This window comes from Thalassospira lohafexi (genome assembly GCF_002844275.1).
In the GTDB taxonomy this organism is placed as follows: Bacteria; Pseudomonadota; Alphaproteobacteria; order Rhodospirillales; family Thalassospiraceae; genus Thalassospira; species Thalassospira lohafexi.
This window is the reverse complement of the sequence record NZ_NXGX01000009.1, coordinates 64273-80451: the sequence shown is the minus strand read 5'-3', so window position 1 is coordinate 80451 and position 16179 is coordinate 64273. Positions and strand designations below refer to the sequence as shown.

Annotated in this window: 15 protein-coding genes; 8 read left to right on the top strand and 7 right to left on the bottom strand. The window is 54.6% G+C overall.

The annotated features are described in order from the left end of the window. The first annotated feature begins 2 nt into the window (after nt 1–2). Nucleotides 3–1052, top strand: coding sequence for a dipeptidase (locus COO92_RS19155; protein ID WP_101304583.1), 1050 nt, complete (start codon nt 3–5; stop codon nt 1050–1052). A gap of 48 nt (nt 1053–1100) precedes the next feature. Here the strand turns inward: COO92_RS19155 and COO92_RS19150 are convergent, their stop codons facing one another. Together COO92_RS19150 and COO92_RS19145 are read right to left on the bottom strand one after the other, a co-directional pair. Next, on the bottom strand, nt 1101–1517 hold the full coding sequence (locus tag COO92_RS19150) for a hypothetical protein (RefSeq protein WP_101304582.1): 417 nt from the start codon (nt 1515–1517) through the stop codon (nt 1101–1103). Between the two features lie 30 nt (nt 1518–1547). After that, on the bottom strand, nt 1548–1973 hold the full coding sequence (locus tag COO92_RS19145) for an acyl-CoA thioesterase (protein ID WP_101304581.1): 426 nt from the start codon (nt 1971–1973) through the stop codon (nt 1548–1550). 315 nt (nt 1974–2288) lie between these two features. On the opposite strand from COO92_RS19145, the gene parE reads away from it, so the two are divergent. The 3 genes from parE (at nt 2289) to COO92_RS19130 (ending at nt 5979) form a co-directional block, all read left to right on the top strand. Then, nucleotides 2289–4271, top strand: a complete 1983-nt coding sequence (gene parE, locus COO92_RS19140) for a DNA topoisomerase IV subunit B (protein ID WP_101304580.1) — start codon at nt 2289–2291, stop codon at nt 4269–4271. A gap of 86 nt (nt 4272–4357) precedes the next feature. Continuing rightward, nucleotides 4358–5278, top strand: a complete 921-nt coding sequence (locus COO92_RS19135) for a glutaminase (RefSeq protein ID WP_101304653.1) — start codon at nt 4358–4360, stop codon at nt 5276–5278. Between the two features lie 119 nt (nt 5279–5397). Beyond that, the gene (locus COO92_RS19130; protein WP_101304579.1) at nt 5398–5979 is read left to right on the top strand and encodes a hypothetical protein; all 582 of its coding nucleotides are present in this window, start codon (nt 5398–5400) and stop codon (nt 5977–5979) included. Here COO92_RS19130 and COO92_RS19125 read toward each other — a convergent pair. Beyond that, nucleotides 5976–6749, bottom strand: a complete 774-nt coding sequence (locus tag COO92_RS19125; protein WP_101304578.1) for an alpha/beta fold hydrolase — start codon at nt 6747–6749, stop codon at nt 5976–5978. The genes COO92_RS19130 and COO92_RS19125 overlap by 4 nt on opposite strands. Then, the gene (locus tag COO92_RS19120) at nt 6746–7306 is read right to left on the bottom strand and encodes a hydrolase (RefSeq protein ID WP_101304577.1); all 561 of its coding nucleotides are present in this window, start codon (nt 7304–7306) and stop codon (nt 6746–6748) included. Before COO92_RS19120 ends, COO92_RS19125 begins: the two co-directional genes overlap by 4 nt. A 212-nt stretch (nt 7307–7518) precedes the next feature. Here COO92_RS19120 and COO92_RS19115 point away from each other — a divergent pair, with 212 nt between their 5' ends. Next, nucleotides 7519–9567: a DEAD/DEAH box helicase gene (locus COO92_RS19115; RefSeq protein WP_101304576.1), complete on the top strand. Its 2049-nt coding sequence runs from the start codon at nt 7519–7521 to the stop codon at nt 9565–9567. A gap of 88 nt (nt 9568–9655) precedes the next feature. On the opposite strand, the gene COO92_RS19110 is transcribed toward COO92_RS19115, so the two are convergent. Together COO92_RS19110 and COO92_RS19105 are read right to left on the bottom strand one after the other, a co-directional pair. Further along, entirely contained in the window at nt 9656–10102 is a 447-nt protein-coding gene (locus COO92_RS19110) for an Rrf2 family transcriptional regulator (protein WP_022730452.1), read from the bottom strand. A gap of 3 nt (nt 10103–10105) precedes the next feature. Then, nucleotides 10106–10606: a GNAT family N-acetyltransferase gene (locus COO92_RS19105; RefSeq protein WP_022730451.1), complete on the bottom strand. Its 501-nt coding sequence runs from the start codon at nt 10604–10606 to the stop codon at nt 10106–10108. 450 nt (nt 10607–11056) lie between these two features. On the opposite strand from COO92_RS19105, the gene COO92_RS19100 reads away from it, so the two are divergent. Next, entirely contained in the window at nt 11057–11536 is a 480-nt protein-coding gene (locus COO92_RS19100) for an Lrp/AsnC family transcriptional regulator (protein ID WP_022730450.1), read from the top strand. A 59-nt stretch (nt 11537–11595) separates the two neighbouring features. Here COO92_RS19100 and COO92_RS19095 read toward each other — a convergent pair whose 3' ends face one another. Further along, nucleotides 11596–12933: an MATE family efflux transporter gene (locus tag COO92_RS19095; RefSeq protein ID WP_101304575.1), complete on the bottom strand. Its 1338-nt coding sequence runs from the start codon at nt 12931–12933 to the stop codon at nt 11596–11598. A 543-nt stretch (nt 12934–13476) separates the two neighbouring features. Here COO92_RS19095 and COO92_RS19090 point away from each other — a divergent pair. After that, the gene (locus tag COO92_RS19090) at nt 13477–14175 is read left to right on the top strand and encodes an alpha/beta hydrolase (RefSeq protein ID WP_101304574.1); all 699 of its coding nucleotides are present in this window, start codon (nt 13477–13479) and stop codon (nt 14173–14175) included. A gap of 283 nt (nt 14176–14458) precedes the next feature. Continuing rightward, nucleotides 14459–16159, top strand: coding sequence for a methyl-accepting chemotaxis protein (locus COO92_RS19085; protein ID WP_101304573.1), 1701 nt, complete (start codon nt 14459–14461; stop codon nt 16157–16159). Nucleotides 16160–16179: the final 20 nt, after the last annotated feature.

The following is a 16179-nucleotide window of genomic DNA, read 5'->3' as shown; positions in this document are numbered from 1 at the left end:
CCATGACAAACGCCACCACCAACAGCTTTGCAACGCCCTTCGCCCCCGCAGACAGCAATCTCACCAATTACCAGCGCAAGCATATCCCGGCCTTCACCTGGGATGCGCATGCCTGCCTGCCGCTTGATGAAAAGACACCGATCAATCTGCTTGATACCTATGTCGCAGGCAAGATTGATTATGTCTGCGTCAATGTTGGCATGGATATGAACTCTGTTGCCCATATCCTGCGCGTGATTGCCGCCTTCCGCGCCAAAATCACCGCCCATCCCGACAAATACATGCAGATCGAAAAGTTCGAAGACCTCGCCACCGCCAAATCCAAGGGGCTGCTGGGCGTCGGCTTTGATCTTGAAGGATCGGTGATGCTGCAAGACATGCCCGACATGGTGCCGGTCTTTGCCAAGCTTGGCGTAAAGCAAATCCACTTTGCCTATAACCGCAACAATTCGGTGGCGGGCGGTTGCCACGATGTCGATATGCCGCTGACCGATCTTGGCCGCGAAATGGTCAAATCGGTCAATGCCAGTGGCATGATCATGGATTGTTCGCACACCGGGCGTCAAAGTTCGCTCGATATCATGGCTGTTTCAACCAAGCCCGTCGTGTTTAGCCACGCCAACCCCAAGGTGCTTGGCGGTCATGAACGCTGCATTGATGACGAACAGATCAAGGCCTGCGCCGATACGGGCGGGTTGATTGGCATTTGCGGCTTTCAGCGGTTTATCAAATCGCCCAACGCGCCGGAAGTCCCCGATATGATCAAACATATCGACTATGCGGTGAAACTGGTCGGCATTGACCATGTTGGCATTGGCCTTGATACCATGCCGTCTGTCGCCGGATGTGACGACTTCCCCGACGGTATTGATCGTTCCTATTACTGGCCCGCCCAAAGCGGCTATGGCCCCGGCGCAGGCGGTGCGGCGGTATTTGATCCGCGCAAACTCCCTGCCCTTGCCGATGGCCTGATCGCAACCGGCTATTCGACCGATGACGTCGATAAAATCATGGGTGAAAACTTCATCCGCGTGGCAAAGGCCAGCTGGTAAAACGCATTTACCAAACAGGGGCAGCATACGTTCAGCCGATGTTGCCCCTTACGGTGCTGTTGCAACATCGCCGATCTTCTCGGGCAGATCGATGGCAATCTCCTGACCGCCAAACCCATGCACCAAATCACGTGCGCGCACTGTCACCGATGTTATGCCGTTGGGGATCCCCACACCGGATAACGACCGGGTAAAGGGCTGCTCATTGACATGCGGGTGGGCCAGAATACGTTCGCCAAGCACCGCACCATCTGGCCCGATCACCTGCCACGCATCGGCATAATGATCCCAGCCCGTATCGGCATGCGAAACCGTGACAGAAAACCGGTATGTCGCATCGCTGCTTTTGCGGGCTTCAACGCCAACAACATCGGCCTGCCCGGCATAACTGGGCGTCGGGGCAACAAAAGCCCAGCCCAACAAACCAAACACCGTCCACAGGACTGCTTTACTGTGGTTCATCATGGCCGGGCTCCTTTGAAATACTGACCTGCTTTAGACCGCCACTTCATCCTTGCGCACCGGGCGCGGGCGGCCTTCGGCATCGATGGCGACGAAGGTAAAGGTCGCCTCGGTTACCTTGATGCGCGGCGGCTGATTGCGACGCAGCACCCATGCTTCAAGATGCAGCACCACCGAAGACGTCCCAATCCGTTCGATGTCGCCATAAACACAGACCGTATCCCCGACATAGACCGGGCGCAGGAAGGTCATGCCATCGACGGAAACAGTGGCAATACGCCCCTCGGCAATCTGGCTGGCCAGAACACCCCCGGCAATATCCATCTGCGACATCAGCCAGCCGCCGAAAATATCCCCACTGGGGTTGGTGTCGGCGGGCATCGCAAGCGTTCGGGTACACAGATCACCGCGCGGCATCGTGTGTTCAGGCATTTGTGTGTTCTCGTTTTCTGTCGCCATCAGGCTAACTCCTGTTAGGGGTACGTTGCTCTTGCGCACCAATTTTTTTATTGGACCTCCCGGTCACGGTTTTCTGCGCCATGCCGCATAAATTTTGGTCCCCACTCAAGACCACCGCTTGCATTGGACTTAAAAACACATTTTTATGGGTTCGATCTACCGACATATGGTACTCGTTTAGCGCCGAGGTATCCAACCTTAGAGTCCAACCAAAAGCGCCACCATGGAATTTTTGTTTGGGCTCGTGAATATCGATCAACAGATATGCGTTGCTGAGCCTTGTTTTAACACAAAGAAGAAGTGCGTTCCGGGGACATGACCGACCTATTTGAAGACTCAAACCAGTCAACAGACAATGCCTATTCCGCCAAAGACATCGAAGTTCTCGAAGGGCTAGAACCCGTTCGACGCCGCCCCGGTATGTATATCGGGGGCACGGATGATGCAGCCTTGCACCATCTGGTGGCCGAGATTCTCGATAACTCCATGGATGAAGCGGTCGCAGGCCATGCTGACTGGATCGAACTGGAACTGAGAACGGACAACACCGTTCTCGTCCGCGATAACGGGCGTGGTATTCCAACCGACCCGCATCCGAAGTTCCCTGACAAATCCGCCCTTGAAGTCATCCTGACCACCCTGCACTCAGGGGGTAAATTCTCGGGCAAGGCCTATGAAACATCGGGCGGTTTGCACGGTGTTGGTATGTCTGTGGTGAACGCCCTGACCGACATGTTCCGGGTTGAAGTTGCGCGTGACCGCAAACTGGTGTTTCAGGAATATTCCAAGGGCACCCCGCTGGGTCCGTTGCAGGACGGCGGTGCGGTCAGCAACCGACGCGGCACCACGGTCATCTTCCGCCCGGATCCGGAAATTTTTGGATCGCGCTTAAAGCTTAAAGCCGCGACAATTTTCCGCATGGCCCGCTCCAAGGCCTATCTCTACAAGGGTGTTGAAATCCGCTGGTCGGTTGATCCGTCATTGCTGACCAGTGACGACCCGACCCCGCAGCAAGAAGTCCTGAAATTCCCCAACGGCATCCTCGATTATCTTGAGATGACGCTAAAGGGGCGCGACCTTGTCACAGAACGTCCGTTCGCGGGCGAAGCCAAATTCTCCGACAGTGCCGGGCGCGTGGAATGGGCGATTGGCTGGCCCGAAACCGGCGAAGGCTATTTCCATTCCTATTGTAATACCGTCCCAACCCCGCTTGGTGGCACGCACGAAGCTGGTTTTCGCTATGCGCTGACCAAGGCAATCAAATCCTATGGCGACATGGTCGGTCAGAAAAAGGCATCGGCGATTACCGCCGAAGACGTCTTTGGTGGAGGCTGTGTAATGCTGTCGGTGTTCCTGCCTGATCCGCAATTCCAGGGCCAGACCAAGGAAAAACTGGGCACACAGGGTGCGACCAAACTGGTTGAAACCGCAGTACGTGACCATTTTGACCATTGGCTGACCGGGGATACCGAAAACGCCAAGCGTCTGCTTGAAAGCATCATCCTGCGCGCCGAAGAACGTCAGCGCCGCAAGGAAAAAAAGGAAACCAAACGTCAGTCGGCCACCCGCCGCCTGCGTCTTCCGGGCAAACTTTCTGATTGTTCGCGGTCTATCGCGGCCGGCACTGAAATCTTCCTGGTCGAGGGTGACTCGGCAGGTGGCTCAGCCAAGCAGGGCCGTGACCGTGAGACGCAGGCTGTCTTGCCGCTGCGTGGTAAGATCCTCAACGTGGCCTCGGCGACCTATGAAAAGATGATGGCCAATCAGGAAATCAAGGACATGATCGAAGCCTTTGGCTGCGGTTCAGGGAAGGATTTCCGCTTGGCGGACCTGCGTTATGAGCGCGTGATCATCATGACCGATGCGGACGTCGATGGCGCGCATATCGCATCCCTTCTGATGACCTTCTTCTATCAGGAAATGCCAGGCCTTATCGAAAACGGCAACCTGTATCTTGCCATGCCACCGCTCTATCGCCTGACACAGGGGGGTAAATCGATCTATGCGATGGATGATGCCGAAAAGGAAGTCATCCTGCATGGGGAGTTCAAAAACCCCGCCAAGGTCGAGATTTCCCGATTTAAGGGTCTGGGTGAAATGCCTCCGCAGCAGCTTCGTGAAACCACGATGGCACCTAAAAAACGCACCCTTCTGCGCGTAACCCTGCCCGATGCGGCCCTTCCCGATGAACAGGGTCAGACCAAGGACCTTGTCAATCGTCTGATGGGCAAAAAACCAGAACTGCGTTTCCAGTTCATTCAGGAACACGCCCGTTTCGTCGAAGACATCGACGTCTGATCAGAAATTTATGTTCATGAAAAACCCGGCCATGTGTGCCGGGTTTTTTGTCCATTTCCCCGTTCGCAACCAAACAGGATCGCATAATGTCGCACGATTATGCCGCCATCCTCGAACAGATTGCCGACCATGTTGCCACAGAAGACTTTGGTGACGCGCGCAAGGCTGATTACATCCCCGCCCTGTCGAACGTTCCTGACGATCACTTTGCCATGGTGATTTGTGGCACTGACGGACAGGAATTTACCATCGGTCAGGCAGACCAGTCGTTTTCAATCCAGAGCATTTCAAAAATGTTCGCCCTTGTGCTGGCACAGCGCGCCCATGGCGACCAACTCTGGCAGGCCGTGCGCCGTGAACCATCCGGGTCGGCGTTTAATTCCCTGATCCTGCTTGAACAGGAAAATGGCATTCCGCGTAATCCGTTTATCAATGCCGGGGCCATTCGGGTCGCCGACCTGATCACATCGCGTTACGCCAATCCGGATCGCTCGGTTGCGGAATTTCTCGGACAACTCTGTGGTAATCCCGATATCCGGGTCGATAACACTGTGTATCTGTCGGAAGATCAGCACGGAGACCGCAACCGCGCGATTGCCTATCTGATGAAAAGTTTTGGCAAACTCGACAACCCGGTCGAAGACGTGGTGCGTGCCTATTTCAAACAATGCTCGGTCGCAATGACCGCGCGCGAAATGGCGCGGGCGTCTTTCTTCCTTGCCAACAAGGGTGTGGGCATTGATGGCCAAACGGTCATTGCCCCCGAAGAAACCAGACGCATCAATGCCCTGATGCTAACATGTGGTATGTATGACGGGGTTGGCGATTTCGCCTTTACGGTCGGCATCCCCGCCAAAAGCGGGGTTGGCGGCGGGATCATCGGGATTGTACCGGGCGAATTTTCCGTCTGTGTCTGGTCGCCACGCCTTGATGGACGGGGCAATTCCGCAGCAGGCATACGCGCGCTTGAAATGCTGATCCGCGCCATTGGCCGGTCGGTTTTCTGATCACACCCTAACAGGTGCTTTTAAGGCTCTATTTCCATTGGTGCGACACGTCAATTTTGCAATAAATTGCCCACAATTGACGTGTAAGATACGCAAAACTGCCAAGAAGGAGGTCCCAAGTGACCACACGAAAACTGCGCAAATTATCCTCTATCGCGGCTTTGGGTGCGTTATCGGCGCTGACCGGGTGCGGGGCGGCTTTGGTTGAGGCCCCTTATTACAACGTCAGCGAAGTTCAAAGCTTCAAGGTCGCAGGTGCCCCAAGTCAGATCATGATGCTTGATATTGTTGATGCCAATGACACCCTGGATAATCAGACATGGGCCGATGCCCTCTCCAATCACGGCTACCCGCCGCGCCTGAATTTCGTCACCGATGCGACGGACATTTCCGATACACAAACGATCAAGCCCGAAAACCGTCTTGTGGTCGTGGTAAACCCGACCCAGACCACCATGCGTGGCACGCTGTGCACAGACCCGCAATCAGCCAAAAGCGACGGTACCTCTGATCGGGTAATTGTCCGGTTCGGATTTTGTGCCGGTGACGATATCATCTCGGAAACACGGGCGCGCTTGGTCCGCGACAAATTTGAACAACAAGTGATCAATAGCGCGGACACAATTAGTTATCAGCTGTTCCCACGTAACTTGAACAAAAACGATGATAAAAACTGCTCAGGCATGATGCCGATCTGCTAACGCCTCAAAAGCGCAATCAAGTCATCGGCAAACGGCACGGGCGCCTCAAGTGGTACATAATGCCCTGCCCCCGGCACAACGGCAAACGACGCCCCGGTGATGGCATCGGCCATCTCACGATGGCTTTCGGGGCTGATCACACGGTCAGCCTCGCCAACCATCACACTGCACGGGATGTTGATATCGACCAGAACCGCCGTGCTGTCGGGTCGCTCGGCCACGGCCTTGCTTTGGCATTTAAAGACATCCGGGCCGCAGTCATCGGCCATCGCGGTCAAAAGCCTGACCAAACCGGCATCCTTGCGGTTATCGGGATGGATCAAATCATCCAGCATGGCGTCATTCACCCCCTTAAACGGGGTATTTTCCGCCACCAGATGCGCGAGCAACATGCGCCGTCGCCGGATTTTAGGTGGGTCTTCAGTCGCGCGGGTATTGACCAGCATAAGGTGACTGACCCGTTCAGGGGCGCGGCGCAGAATGTCAAACGCGACATATCCGCCCATCGACATACCCACAAGTGCAAAACGATCCGGGGCGCGATCAAGGACGGCTGTTGCCATATCGCCCACGCTGTCTTGATCAAACAATTCGCAAAATACCGGTTCAATCAAATGCCCGGCATCACCGCACCCATTGGCCAACACATCTATGGTCGGTTGCCACATCCGTTGATCGGCCAGCATGCCCGATAAAAACACAACGGACACGCGATCAAATGATCCGTGCCCGTCTAGTTCTATTGCGGAACGTAAAGTATCGGCTGTCATTTAATCAGCGCGCTCAGTTCCTTGAATTCCGGGGTTCCCGCGACACGCAGCCATTCAAACATCACACTTTCGCGCGTCACGATCTTCGCCCCGGCATCGCGCATGCGTTCAATCGCAAAAATCTTGTCGTGCATGCTACGTGATGTCACCGCATCGGCGACAAGATAAACCTCACGCCCGCGCTCAATCAATTCCATCACGGTTTGCAATACGCATACGTGGGTTTCCATACCCACCACAACCACCTGATCGCGGCCGGTGTTTTCTTCGATCTTGTCGATAAAGCCATCTGCTGGCACAGCCGAAAACGCGACTTTGGAAATCACATTTCCACCCTCAGGCCCATCGCCGTTTTGCGCGACAAGCTCAAGGATTTCGAGTGCTGTATGTCCCAACCCCTTGGGATATTGTTCTGTCACCAGTACGGGAACGCCAAGCCGGTTGGCACATTTGACAAGAAAGCAGCAATTTGCCACCGTTTGATCCGGTTCCTGACACGCAGGATAGAGTTTCTCCTGCACATCGATTATAAGCAAACTTGCGCGCGTGGCATCCATCAGCACGGCATTTCTCCCCTGTTCATTCTCTGTTGTGTCAGGTTACGCTGCCAAACTGTTGCGAACAAGCCTCTCGACAGTCCCAAAATCGGTTTTCAACACGTTTTTTGCGGCGTTTTTCTTGACTTAATTCGGTCTTCGCTTTACGACCCAAACAGCTTTTATAGCACTTCCTTAACTTCAACGCATATCATTGCGGGAAAACGAACCATATGAATTTCGCCGATCTCGGTCTGAGCGAAGATATCCTCAAAGCCGTCGCAGACGCTGGCTACGACACCCCGACCCCCATTCAGGCACAAGCAATTCCGTCGGTGCTTATGGCACGTGACATTCTGGGCTGTGCACAAACCGGGACGGGTAAGACAGCAGGCTTCACCCTGCCGATGCTTGATATTCTGCATCACGGGCGCGCACGCATGCGGATGCCACGGTCGATCATTCTCGAACCGACCCGCGAACTTGCGACCCAGGTTGCAGCAAACTTCGACACCTATGGCAAATACATGTCGCTGTCGAAGGCTCTGATCATCGGCGGTGAATCCGCATCTGAACAAGGCAAAATCCTGGAAAAAGGCGCAGATGTCATCATCGCGACGCCAGGACGCCTGATCGATACGTTTGAGCGCGGCAAACTGCTTCTGTCTGATTGCAAACTTCTCGTGATCGACGAAGCCGACCGTATGCTCGACATGGGCTTCATTCCCGACATCGAAAAAATCGTCAACATGCTGCCAAAACAGCGTCAGACGCTTTTCTTCTCGGCGACCATGCCCAAGGAAATCCGACGCCTTGCGGACAAATTCCTGTCCAATCCAAAGGAAATCACCGTCTCCCCGCCCTCGACCATGGCGACCACTGTGGAACACAAGCTTCTTGTTCTTGACGACATGGACAAGCGCGAAGCCCTGCGCCACCTGATCCGTCAGGAAGACGTCAGAAACGCTTTTGTGTTCTGTAACCGCAAAAAAGACGTTGATATCCTGTTCAAATCGCTGACCAAGCACGGCTTTAACGCCGGGCGTATGCACGGTGATCTGGCACAAAGTGAACGGACCGAAACGCTCGCCAAATTCAAAACCGGCGAAATCACGCTTCTGGTCTGTTCCGACGTTGCCGCACGTGGGATTGACGTTGCCGATGTGTCGCACGTCTTTAACTTTGACGTGCCATTCAACGCCGAAGATTACGTCCACCGTACCGGTCGTACCGGCCGCGCAGGACGTGCGGGCAAGGCATATACCCTTGCCGTGCCAGAAGACGGCAAACTGGTCGCAGCAATCAACAAATCCATCAATCTGGACATCCCACTGACCGAGATTGAAGGCATCGAAACGCTTGAGCTGGACTTTACCGGCAAGAAACGCCGGAACAAGAAAAGCCGCAAACCGGCTGGCCGCGACGATAAACCATCGCGCGACAACCGACCGGGACGCTCGGCGCGTCCTGATAACCGTTCGGACAATCGCTCTGACAACCGGTCTGATGCGCAATCTGCTGGGAATGCTGGCAAGTCAGACACCAAGTCTGATGCACCAACCCCGCAGACACAGACCGCACAGCCCGCAGCAGCCCCCGCACAGGCCCAACCTGCTGCACCGGCCAAGGCCAAAGAAGCCGAAACCCGCAAACCTGCACAGCGGGATGCAAGGCCGAATAACGACCGTTACGAACGCAATGATCGGAACGACCGTAATAATGATCGCAACGATCGTCAGAACCGCAACAACAACCGTCGTGATCGGGATGACCGCGATGACAAACCGGTTCTCGGCCTTGGTGATCATGTTCCGGCCTTCTTGCTGACCCCGGTTCCGGCTTCAAGCCTTGCACGCGGCAAGAATGACATCGACGACGAACCGCAAAAAACAACTGCGGCCCGTAAACCGGCGGCAAAATCACCGCGTGCGGCCAAAACCACACGGGCGAAAACCCCGCGTCGTCCTGCCCGAAAAAAGGCTGACGACACTGGCACCGATACCGCCCCGGAAACTTCAGCTTCGGCAACACCGGCGACTACAGCACCCGTTGCGTCCAACGCATCGGACGCCCCGGCACATGATACCCCGGCACAGGACGCAAAACCGGCTCAGGCCGACGCCCCTGTTCAGGATCAGGCCGCTGCTGCTGAAAAGCCAAAGGCCGAAGCCAAGAAACCACGCGCCCCGCGCCGTCCACGCAAGAAACCAGCCCCCAAGGCTGCTGCGTCCGACAGCGCCGAAGGCGATCAATCCGCACCGGCATCATCTGGCGAAAGCTAAGCCAAGCGGATCAGCCCAATACGAAAAAGGCCGTCAGAACATTCTGACGGCCTTTTTGTTTGTCTGAATTTTGGTGCCTGTCCGGGGTTTAAACCGCGCGGAACAAACCAGTCGATGATGGTTTTTCCGGGCGTCGCTTGCGCATGAGTTTCAGCATGGTCTCAAGCGTAATCGACAGCAACGTCGCATGGGTGATTTCTTCGATTTCATCCATCACCTGCGACAAGGCCGCACCGGCATTGGTTTGCTGCACAATGCTGTTTGATGGACCAGTCCCGACCTCTTCAAACAGCTGCACCACATCCAAAAGCGTCGTGCGCTTGGCATTGCCACAGAAACGATATCCACCCCCGGCACCACGCACCGATTCAACCAAGCCCGCCCGGCCGAGATCACGCAGGACCTTGGCAAGATGGTTGGTGGAAATGTTGTAACGCTCGGCGATTTCCGATGCCGAAAGCTGCCGGTCGGTATCCTCGGCCAGCTCCAGAACCGCATACAGGGCAAACAGGGTTGCCTTTTGCAAAGACATCATGGCTTAAGCCCCCTCTTCCATATCGGTTTCAAGCTGGATAAACGGGCCAGCCATCATGCCCTGTGATCGGAAGAACGACATAAGATCGGTGGCATCGCGCGGGATCATGGTGCGCACTTTGGTCACGCCGGCCTTGCGGAAGCAGCGGCACATTTCATCATACAGAATGGTCCCGATCCCGCCCATGCGCAAATCCGGTTCGACACTGACCGTGCCAACCCAGCCACATGGCACCGAATTAAACTCCCACGACCGCACTTCACCGAAAATACAGCCAAGCAACGTGCCGTTTTCTTCTGCAATCAGGAAAAACCGGGAATCCTTGCGGTTGCCATAGCGGGTAAACAAATCGTCCCAATACTCGGGCTTGCGCAAACCTGTTGTCCGATCATCAAGATCAACAACATTTGGCAGGTCCCCCTGAACCGCCGGACGGATATTGATTTTATGCTCGCCAATCGTGACCAGGTTATATCCCGGTGTGTTTTGCGCAGCGTCCACCATGTGTGCCTTTCTATAACGCGGCTGGATCAACCAACCTCTCCCAGTCCCCGACAGGAGATTAACCGCATTCAAAATAAGTAAATTGGTACGATTATACTACACTGTCAAAACGCGTTACGGCAATGATAAGTTCCGCTGCGGGTGCGAGGAAACGGCGTCAAAGCAAAGCTTTCCAAGCAATTGAAGGACATAGCGATATTCCCATCCCCGTGCAAGCGCAAAGCAGTGTTATACGGTGTTGGGCCGCCACCTTATATTCACAGTTTAACAAGGTGAAAAATAACATCTGTTACCATGCAACGATTGACAGAAACGCGAAGTCATGGCTTATCGCGCAGCAGAAAACACGTACAGGCGGATTAAATTTTGGCAAGATTTACCCCCTGAAACCAGATATGTGCGGGCGGCTTTTACCCCCGCCTTTTATCGACCAAAGGAGTGTGGCACGCCATGGCGCGCAACGGATTCGACGCAATTGATCGCAAAATTCTTCGTGAAATTCAGGAAGACGGGCGGATTTCGATGGTCGAACTGGCTGATAAGGTTGGCCTGTCCGTCTCCCCATGCCTGCGACGCCTGCGCAAGCTCGAAGAAAGCGGCGTCATTCGCAAATATGTCGCCCTGCTCGATCCGTCGCATTTGCATCTGGGCGTGAACGTCTTTGTCACGGTGTCTTTGACCCAGCATGACGAACCATCTCTACGCCGGTTTGAAACCGCTGTTCAGGAACACCACGAAATTGTCGATTGCTATGCCATGGTCGGCAATCAGGATTACATGATGCGCATCATCGTGCCTGACCCGGCGTCTTATCAGCGCTTCCTGTCCGACGTCATGATGAAGCTCCCCGGTGTCGCCAACATGAAATCAAGCTTCACCCTGCATGAAGTCAAAAACAGCACCAAGCTTCCGGTCGCCGAAACCGACTGATTGCAGCACATCTGCCATCGCCCTCAAGACCAAGAGCAATACGGCGGCACGTTACCACCCTACCCAACCGCTTTCCGACGATCCGGGATGATGGTCGGAAACAGCAGCGCCAGCGTCACCCCGCGCAGCAGGAAGAACGCGTTAAACGCGGCCCACAGCATATGATTGCTGCCTGTCTCAACCGCCCACCAGGCAAACAGCCCATAAATCGCCACCGACAGCAACATCATGTTGCGCCACTGCTTGGTCTGCATGGCACCTAAAAACACGCCATCAAACTGAAATCCAAGCACACCGGTAATCGGCAATATCACCGCCCAGACCAGATACTCATAAGACGCGGCCCGCACTTCGGGAATGCTGGTCAGCCCATCAATGATCCACGGGCCCGCTGCGGCAAACAGGGCCGCCATAACAACCGCCGAGATGATCGACCAGATCGTTGTTTTGCGCACCGCCCACAGAAACTGTTTGCGCCGTTCCGCACCGTAAGCCTGCCCAACAAGCGTTTCTGCCGCATGGGCAAAACCATCAAGCGCAAATGATCCGAACATCAAAAAGTTCTGCAATACCGCGTTCGCGGCCAATGTCACCTCGCCAAACCGCGCGCTGAAACTGGTAAACAGCGCAAAGGCCGATGTCAGGGCAAGGGTGCGGACAAAAATATCACCATTGATTTTCATCAGTTTCGATAACTGTGCCCGATCCAGAATCCCAATGCCGCGCCATGTCCCACCAAGGCGCTTAAGATGCGGCTGCATCAAAAACCATCCCAATACGACACCGGAATAATCGGCAATCACCGTTGCCCCGGCCACCCCGCGCACATCCCAGCCAAACCCTTGGACGAACAGGATATCAAGGATGATGTTGATCGAATTCAGGACCACCTGAAAGATAAACACCGCCCGGCTGTCGCGCATCGCAAGCAACCAGCCCAGCATACAGTATTGCATCAGGGTCGCCGGCGATGCCCAGATCCGTACGGCAAAGTAATCGCGTGCGGATGCCTCAACTGCCGGACTTGGTGCGATCAACGACATCGCAAGTTCAATGATCGGGTATTGCAACACCATGACCGCAAGACCGGCCACAACCGCGATAAAGGCCGCACGGGCAAAAACCGCACGCACCCCATTGGCATCACGCCGCCCATGGGCCTGTGCGGCAAGGCCCGTGGTCGCCATGCGCAGGAACCCGAACCCCCAAAACACATAGGAAAAGATCAGCGCCCCAACCGCAACTGCCCCGATATAATGCGGGCTATCAAGATGACCGACGACAGCAGTATCGACAGCACCAAGCAACGGAACGGTGGCATTGGACAGGATAATCGGCAAGGTCAACGTCAGAACACGTCGATCCCCCTTGCCGAACCAGCGGCGCGTACGGTTCATCAGGGCCTCAAAATTTTATTCTTCGTGTGGGGCGGTCTGGCGGGACCGGACGATTTCTTGTGGCACAGAAAAGCGCGCGGCAAAAGACAGGTTTTAAACGTGGAATACCTCAAAAAATCCACACCGTTGAATTTCTGCCTTCCTCATGCCTACTCAGTCGAGGATTTTCGATTTCATTTTTGGTAATTTTTGAACCACTTTTGAAATACCAGATACAGCTAACCCCTTGAATATATCTGTAATACTTTGTTTTATATAAGATAAATTTGCATTCTGGGTTTATTGCGCTGCGGCCCATTTCACCCCTGAAAAACTATACCACGGCATAGGACGACCACACGTCAACCGGCCAAAACGGCGTACAATTGCAAAATTGGTCTTACGTAATCCAATCCATCCACACTTTTATCCACAGGCTGGCGGGATATATTTCATCCTGCACCGCAACGGTAAATCGATTAGCTGTCGTGCGGTGCAAAAAACACTGGTCGTCCAATCCATGGGTTGCTAAGCAGGGGCACAGGAATATTCAGGGAAGTCATAATGAGCACCGAAACATTATTGTCCGGTCCGACGTTGCCAGCAGCATCGGGCACCACCAAAAGCGTCGTCATCCTGCTGCATGGCTATGGCGCAGATGGCAATGACCTGATTGGTCTGGCCCCGCATCTGGCCCGCAAGCTTCCCGATACGGCATTTTATTCGCCAAATGCCCCCTACCCGTGCGAGATGTCACCATTTGGCCGCCAGTGGTTCAGCCTTGCCGAATATGATCCGGAATTTCTGCGCCGTGCGCCTGAAACCATGTCCGGCGCGCTTAAGGCCATGGCACAGGGTGCCGCCAAAAGTGCCGCCTATGTCGATGACTTTATCGACCATGTGATGAAAACCCACGGCGTGACCGCAGACCGCGTTGCCCTGCTTGGATTCTCGCAAGGCACAATGATGGCGTTTCAATCGGCCCCGCGTCGCCAAGATCAGATCGCAGGTGTAATCGGATTTTCCGGCGCACTTCTGGGCGAAGATGCCTTTGCCGCCGAAATCAAATCGCGTCCGCCGATGGTACTGGTCCATGGCACCGCCGATCCGGTTGTCCCGATCGAGGCATCCCGCCTTGCCAAGGAAACGCTTAGTGCGAACGGCATTGATGTTGCCCTGCATGAACGCGCAGGCCTGCAACATGGCATCGACGAAGAAGGCATCATGCTCGCATCAAAGTTTCTGAAAACACATTTCGGCTGACAGATTTTCGATACCGGGACATAAACCGGCATCCAACTGTCTTCTCGCTGCATTGACCAAAACGCCCGTCATCACGTTGATGTCAGGCGTTTTTTTGTCTCAAATTCACATCAAGCTCCTCTACCTCACATTGAAAGTTGCATTCTACGGCACCACCTGCGTTAAATACTACGCTTTGGTATAGCTTCTATACCAACACGTAGTAATCTCTTTCTATGGCTTTCATCATGAGCTGGGTCGCGAACCGCAATCACCCTAGCCTCTGTGCGGAGGAAAAGTCCGAATGCTGCAAAAAATAAAAATCGGTCGCAAGATCACCCTGATTTCCCTTATTGCTCTGATTGGCCTTATCGCGATTACGACCTTCGATATGATGAGCCTTCGTAGCTCCCTCCTCGAAGATCGTAAGGAAAAAATCCGCGCGGCGACCGAATTTGTCGTGTCTCTGGCCGATGAATATCAGGCCAAGGTCACCTCAAAGGAAATGGATCAACAAACTGCGATTGATGCTTTTTACAAGGTCGTCTCCGGCGGGAAATATGATGGCGGGATCGGCTACTTCTTTGCCCTGTCCAAAGACAACGTGATGGTCATGCATGGGGCCAATGCCGGTCTTGTCGGCAAGGACATGGGCGGCGTACAGGATCCCAACGGGGCCTATTTCATCCGCGATCTTATCACGGTCGGCAGTAAACCAGGCGGCGGCTTTTCGTCCTATTACTGGCCCAAACCCGGTGAACCCAAAGAATTGACATTCGAAAAACTCTCCTACTCGCATCTTCTGCCGTGGGGAGCTGTGATTGGCACCGGCATCTATATTGATGATGTTGATACGATCTTCTGGGAAAATGCGACAAAATCACTCGCAATCAGCGCCTTGATTATCGTGATCATTGCTTTGGTCGGCGTTGGCATTGGCCGCAACATTACAACAGGCTTGCGCAAACTGTCTGAACGCATGGCCCAAATTGCCGATGGCAATCTTGACGGACATATCGAAGGTCAGGAACGCGGCGACGAAGTCGGTGACATGGCCAAAACGGTTGTTGCCTTCCGCGAACAGGCCAAGCAAAACCGTGATCTTCAAGGCCGCCAGAAACAGCTTGAATCGGATGCGGACGATAAACGGCGTTCAGGTGTTCTGGAACTGGCCAACAGCCTCGAACAGCGTGTCAAAGGTCTGATCCGGTCGATTTCTGCATCGATCAACGAAATGAAGCAGGCAACCGCAAACATGCAGGAAGCCAGCAACACCAACAGCTCTCTCTCAGCTGCGGTCGCCTCGGCCACGACCCAGACATCGACGAATGTTCAAACCGTCTCATCCGCAACCGAAGAACTCACCGCATCATCTGATGAAATTGCCCATCAGATCGCCCAGTCGGCCGACATTGCCAATCAGGCCAATGAACAGGCAACCCGCACCAACCAAACCGTAACCGGCCTTGCCGACGCGGCACAGAAAATTGGCGATGTGGCAAAACTGATTGGCGACATTGCCGAACAGACCAACCTTCTGGCCCTGAACGCCACGATTGAGGCCGCCCGTGCCGGTGATGCTGGCAAGGGCTTTGCCGTGGTCGCATCTGAGGTCAAAAACCTCGCCAATCAGACCGCCAAGGCGACCGAGGAAATCAATCAGCAAATTCTCTCGGTGCAAAATGAAACCGGCGAAGCGGTTGAAGCCATCCGCCTGATTTCCGAAACCATCGCCAAGGTCGCCGACAGCTCAACCGCGATTGCCGCTGCCGTCGAAGAACAGCACGCTGCGATTGGCGAAATTTCGCGCAACGTGCAACAGGCCGCCGACGGCACCAGCGAAGTGTCCCAGCGGATTGAAACGGTCAATGAAAATGCCGGGCGCGTATCGTCAGGCACCAGCCAACTGGCCCAGTCGGCGGAAAAACTGGTCGATGAAGCCCGATCCCTTGACGAGGCGGTCGAAACCTTCCTTGCCGATTTGCGCGAAAGTGCGACCAAGTAATCTTCGCACGGCCCCACACA

Coding starts and splice junctions, on each gene's coding strand:
- COO92_RS19110 (WP_022730452.1), bottom strand. CDS start 10,102: ATGATGTCTTTGCAAAAGGCAACCCTGTTTGCCCTGTATGCGGTTCTG.
- COO92_RS19145 (WP_101304581.1), bottom strand. CDS start 1,973: ATGGCGACAGAAAACGAGAACACACAAATGCCTGAACACACGATGCCG.
- COO92_RS19105 (WP_022730451.1), bottom strand. CDS start 10,606: ATGGTGGACGCTGCGCAAAACACACCGGGATATAACCTGGTCACGATT.
- COO92_RS19095 (WP_101304575.1), bottom strand. CDS start 12,933: ATGAACCGTACGCGCCGCTGGTTCGGCAAGGGGGATCGACGTGTTCTG.
- COO92_RS19135 (WP_101304653.1), top strand. CDS start 4,358: ATGTCGCACGATTATGCCGCCATCCTCGAACAGATTGCCGACCATGTT.
- parE (WP_101304580.1), top strand. CDS start 2,289: ATGACCGACCTATTTGAAGACTCAAACCAGTCAACAGACAATGCCTAT.
- COO92_RS19115 (WP_101304576.1), top strand. CDS start 7,519: ATGAATTTCGCCGATCTCGGTCTGAGCGAAGATATCCTCAAAGCCGTC.
- COO92_RS19085 (WP_101304573.1), top strand. CDS start 14,459: ATGCTGCAAAAAATAAAAATCGGTCGCAAGATCACCCTGATTTCCCTT.
- COO92_RS19120 (WP_101304577.1), bottom strand. CDS start 7,306: ATGGATGCCACGCGCGCAAGTTTGCTTATAATCGATGTGCAGGAGAAA.
- COO92_RS19155 (WP_101304583.1), top strand. CDS start 3: ATGACAAACGCCACCACCAACAGCTTTGCAACGCCCTTCGCCCCCGCA.
- COO92_RS19090 (WP_101304574.1), top strand. CDS start 13,477: ATGAGCACCGAAACATTATTGTCCGGTCCGACGTTGCCAGCAGCATCG.
- COO92_RS19125 (WP_101304578.1), bottom strand. CDS start 6,749: ATGACAGCCGATACTTTACGTTCCGCAATAGAACTAGACGGGCACGGA.
- COO92_RS19150 (WP_101304582.1), bottom strand. CDS start 1,517: ATGATGAACCACAGTAAAGCAGTCCTGTGGACGGTGTTTGGTTTGTTG.
- COO92_RS19100 (WP_022730450.1), top strand. CDS start 11,057: ATGGCGCGCAACGGATTCGACGCAATTGATCGCAAAATTCTTCGTGAA.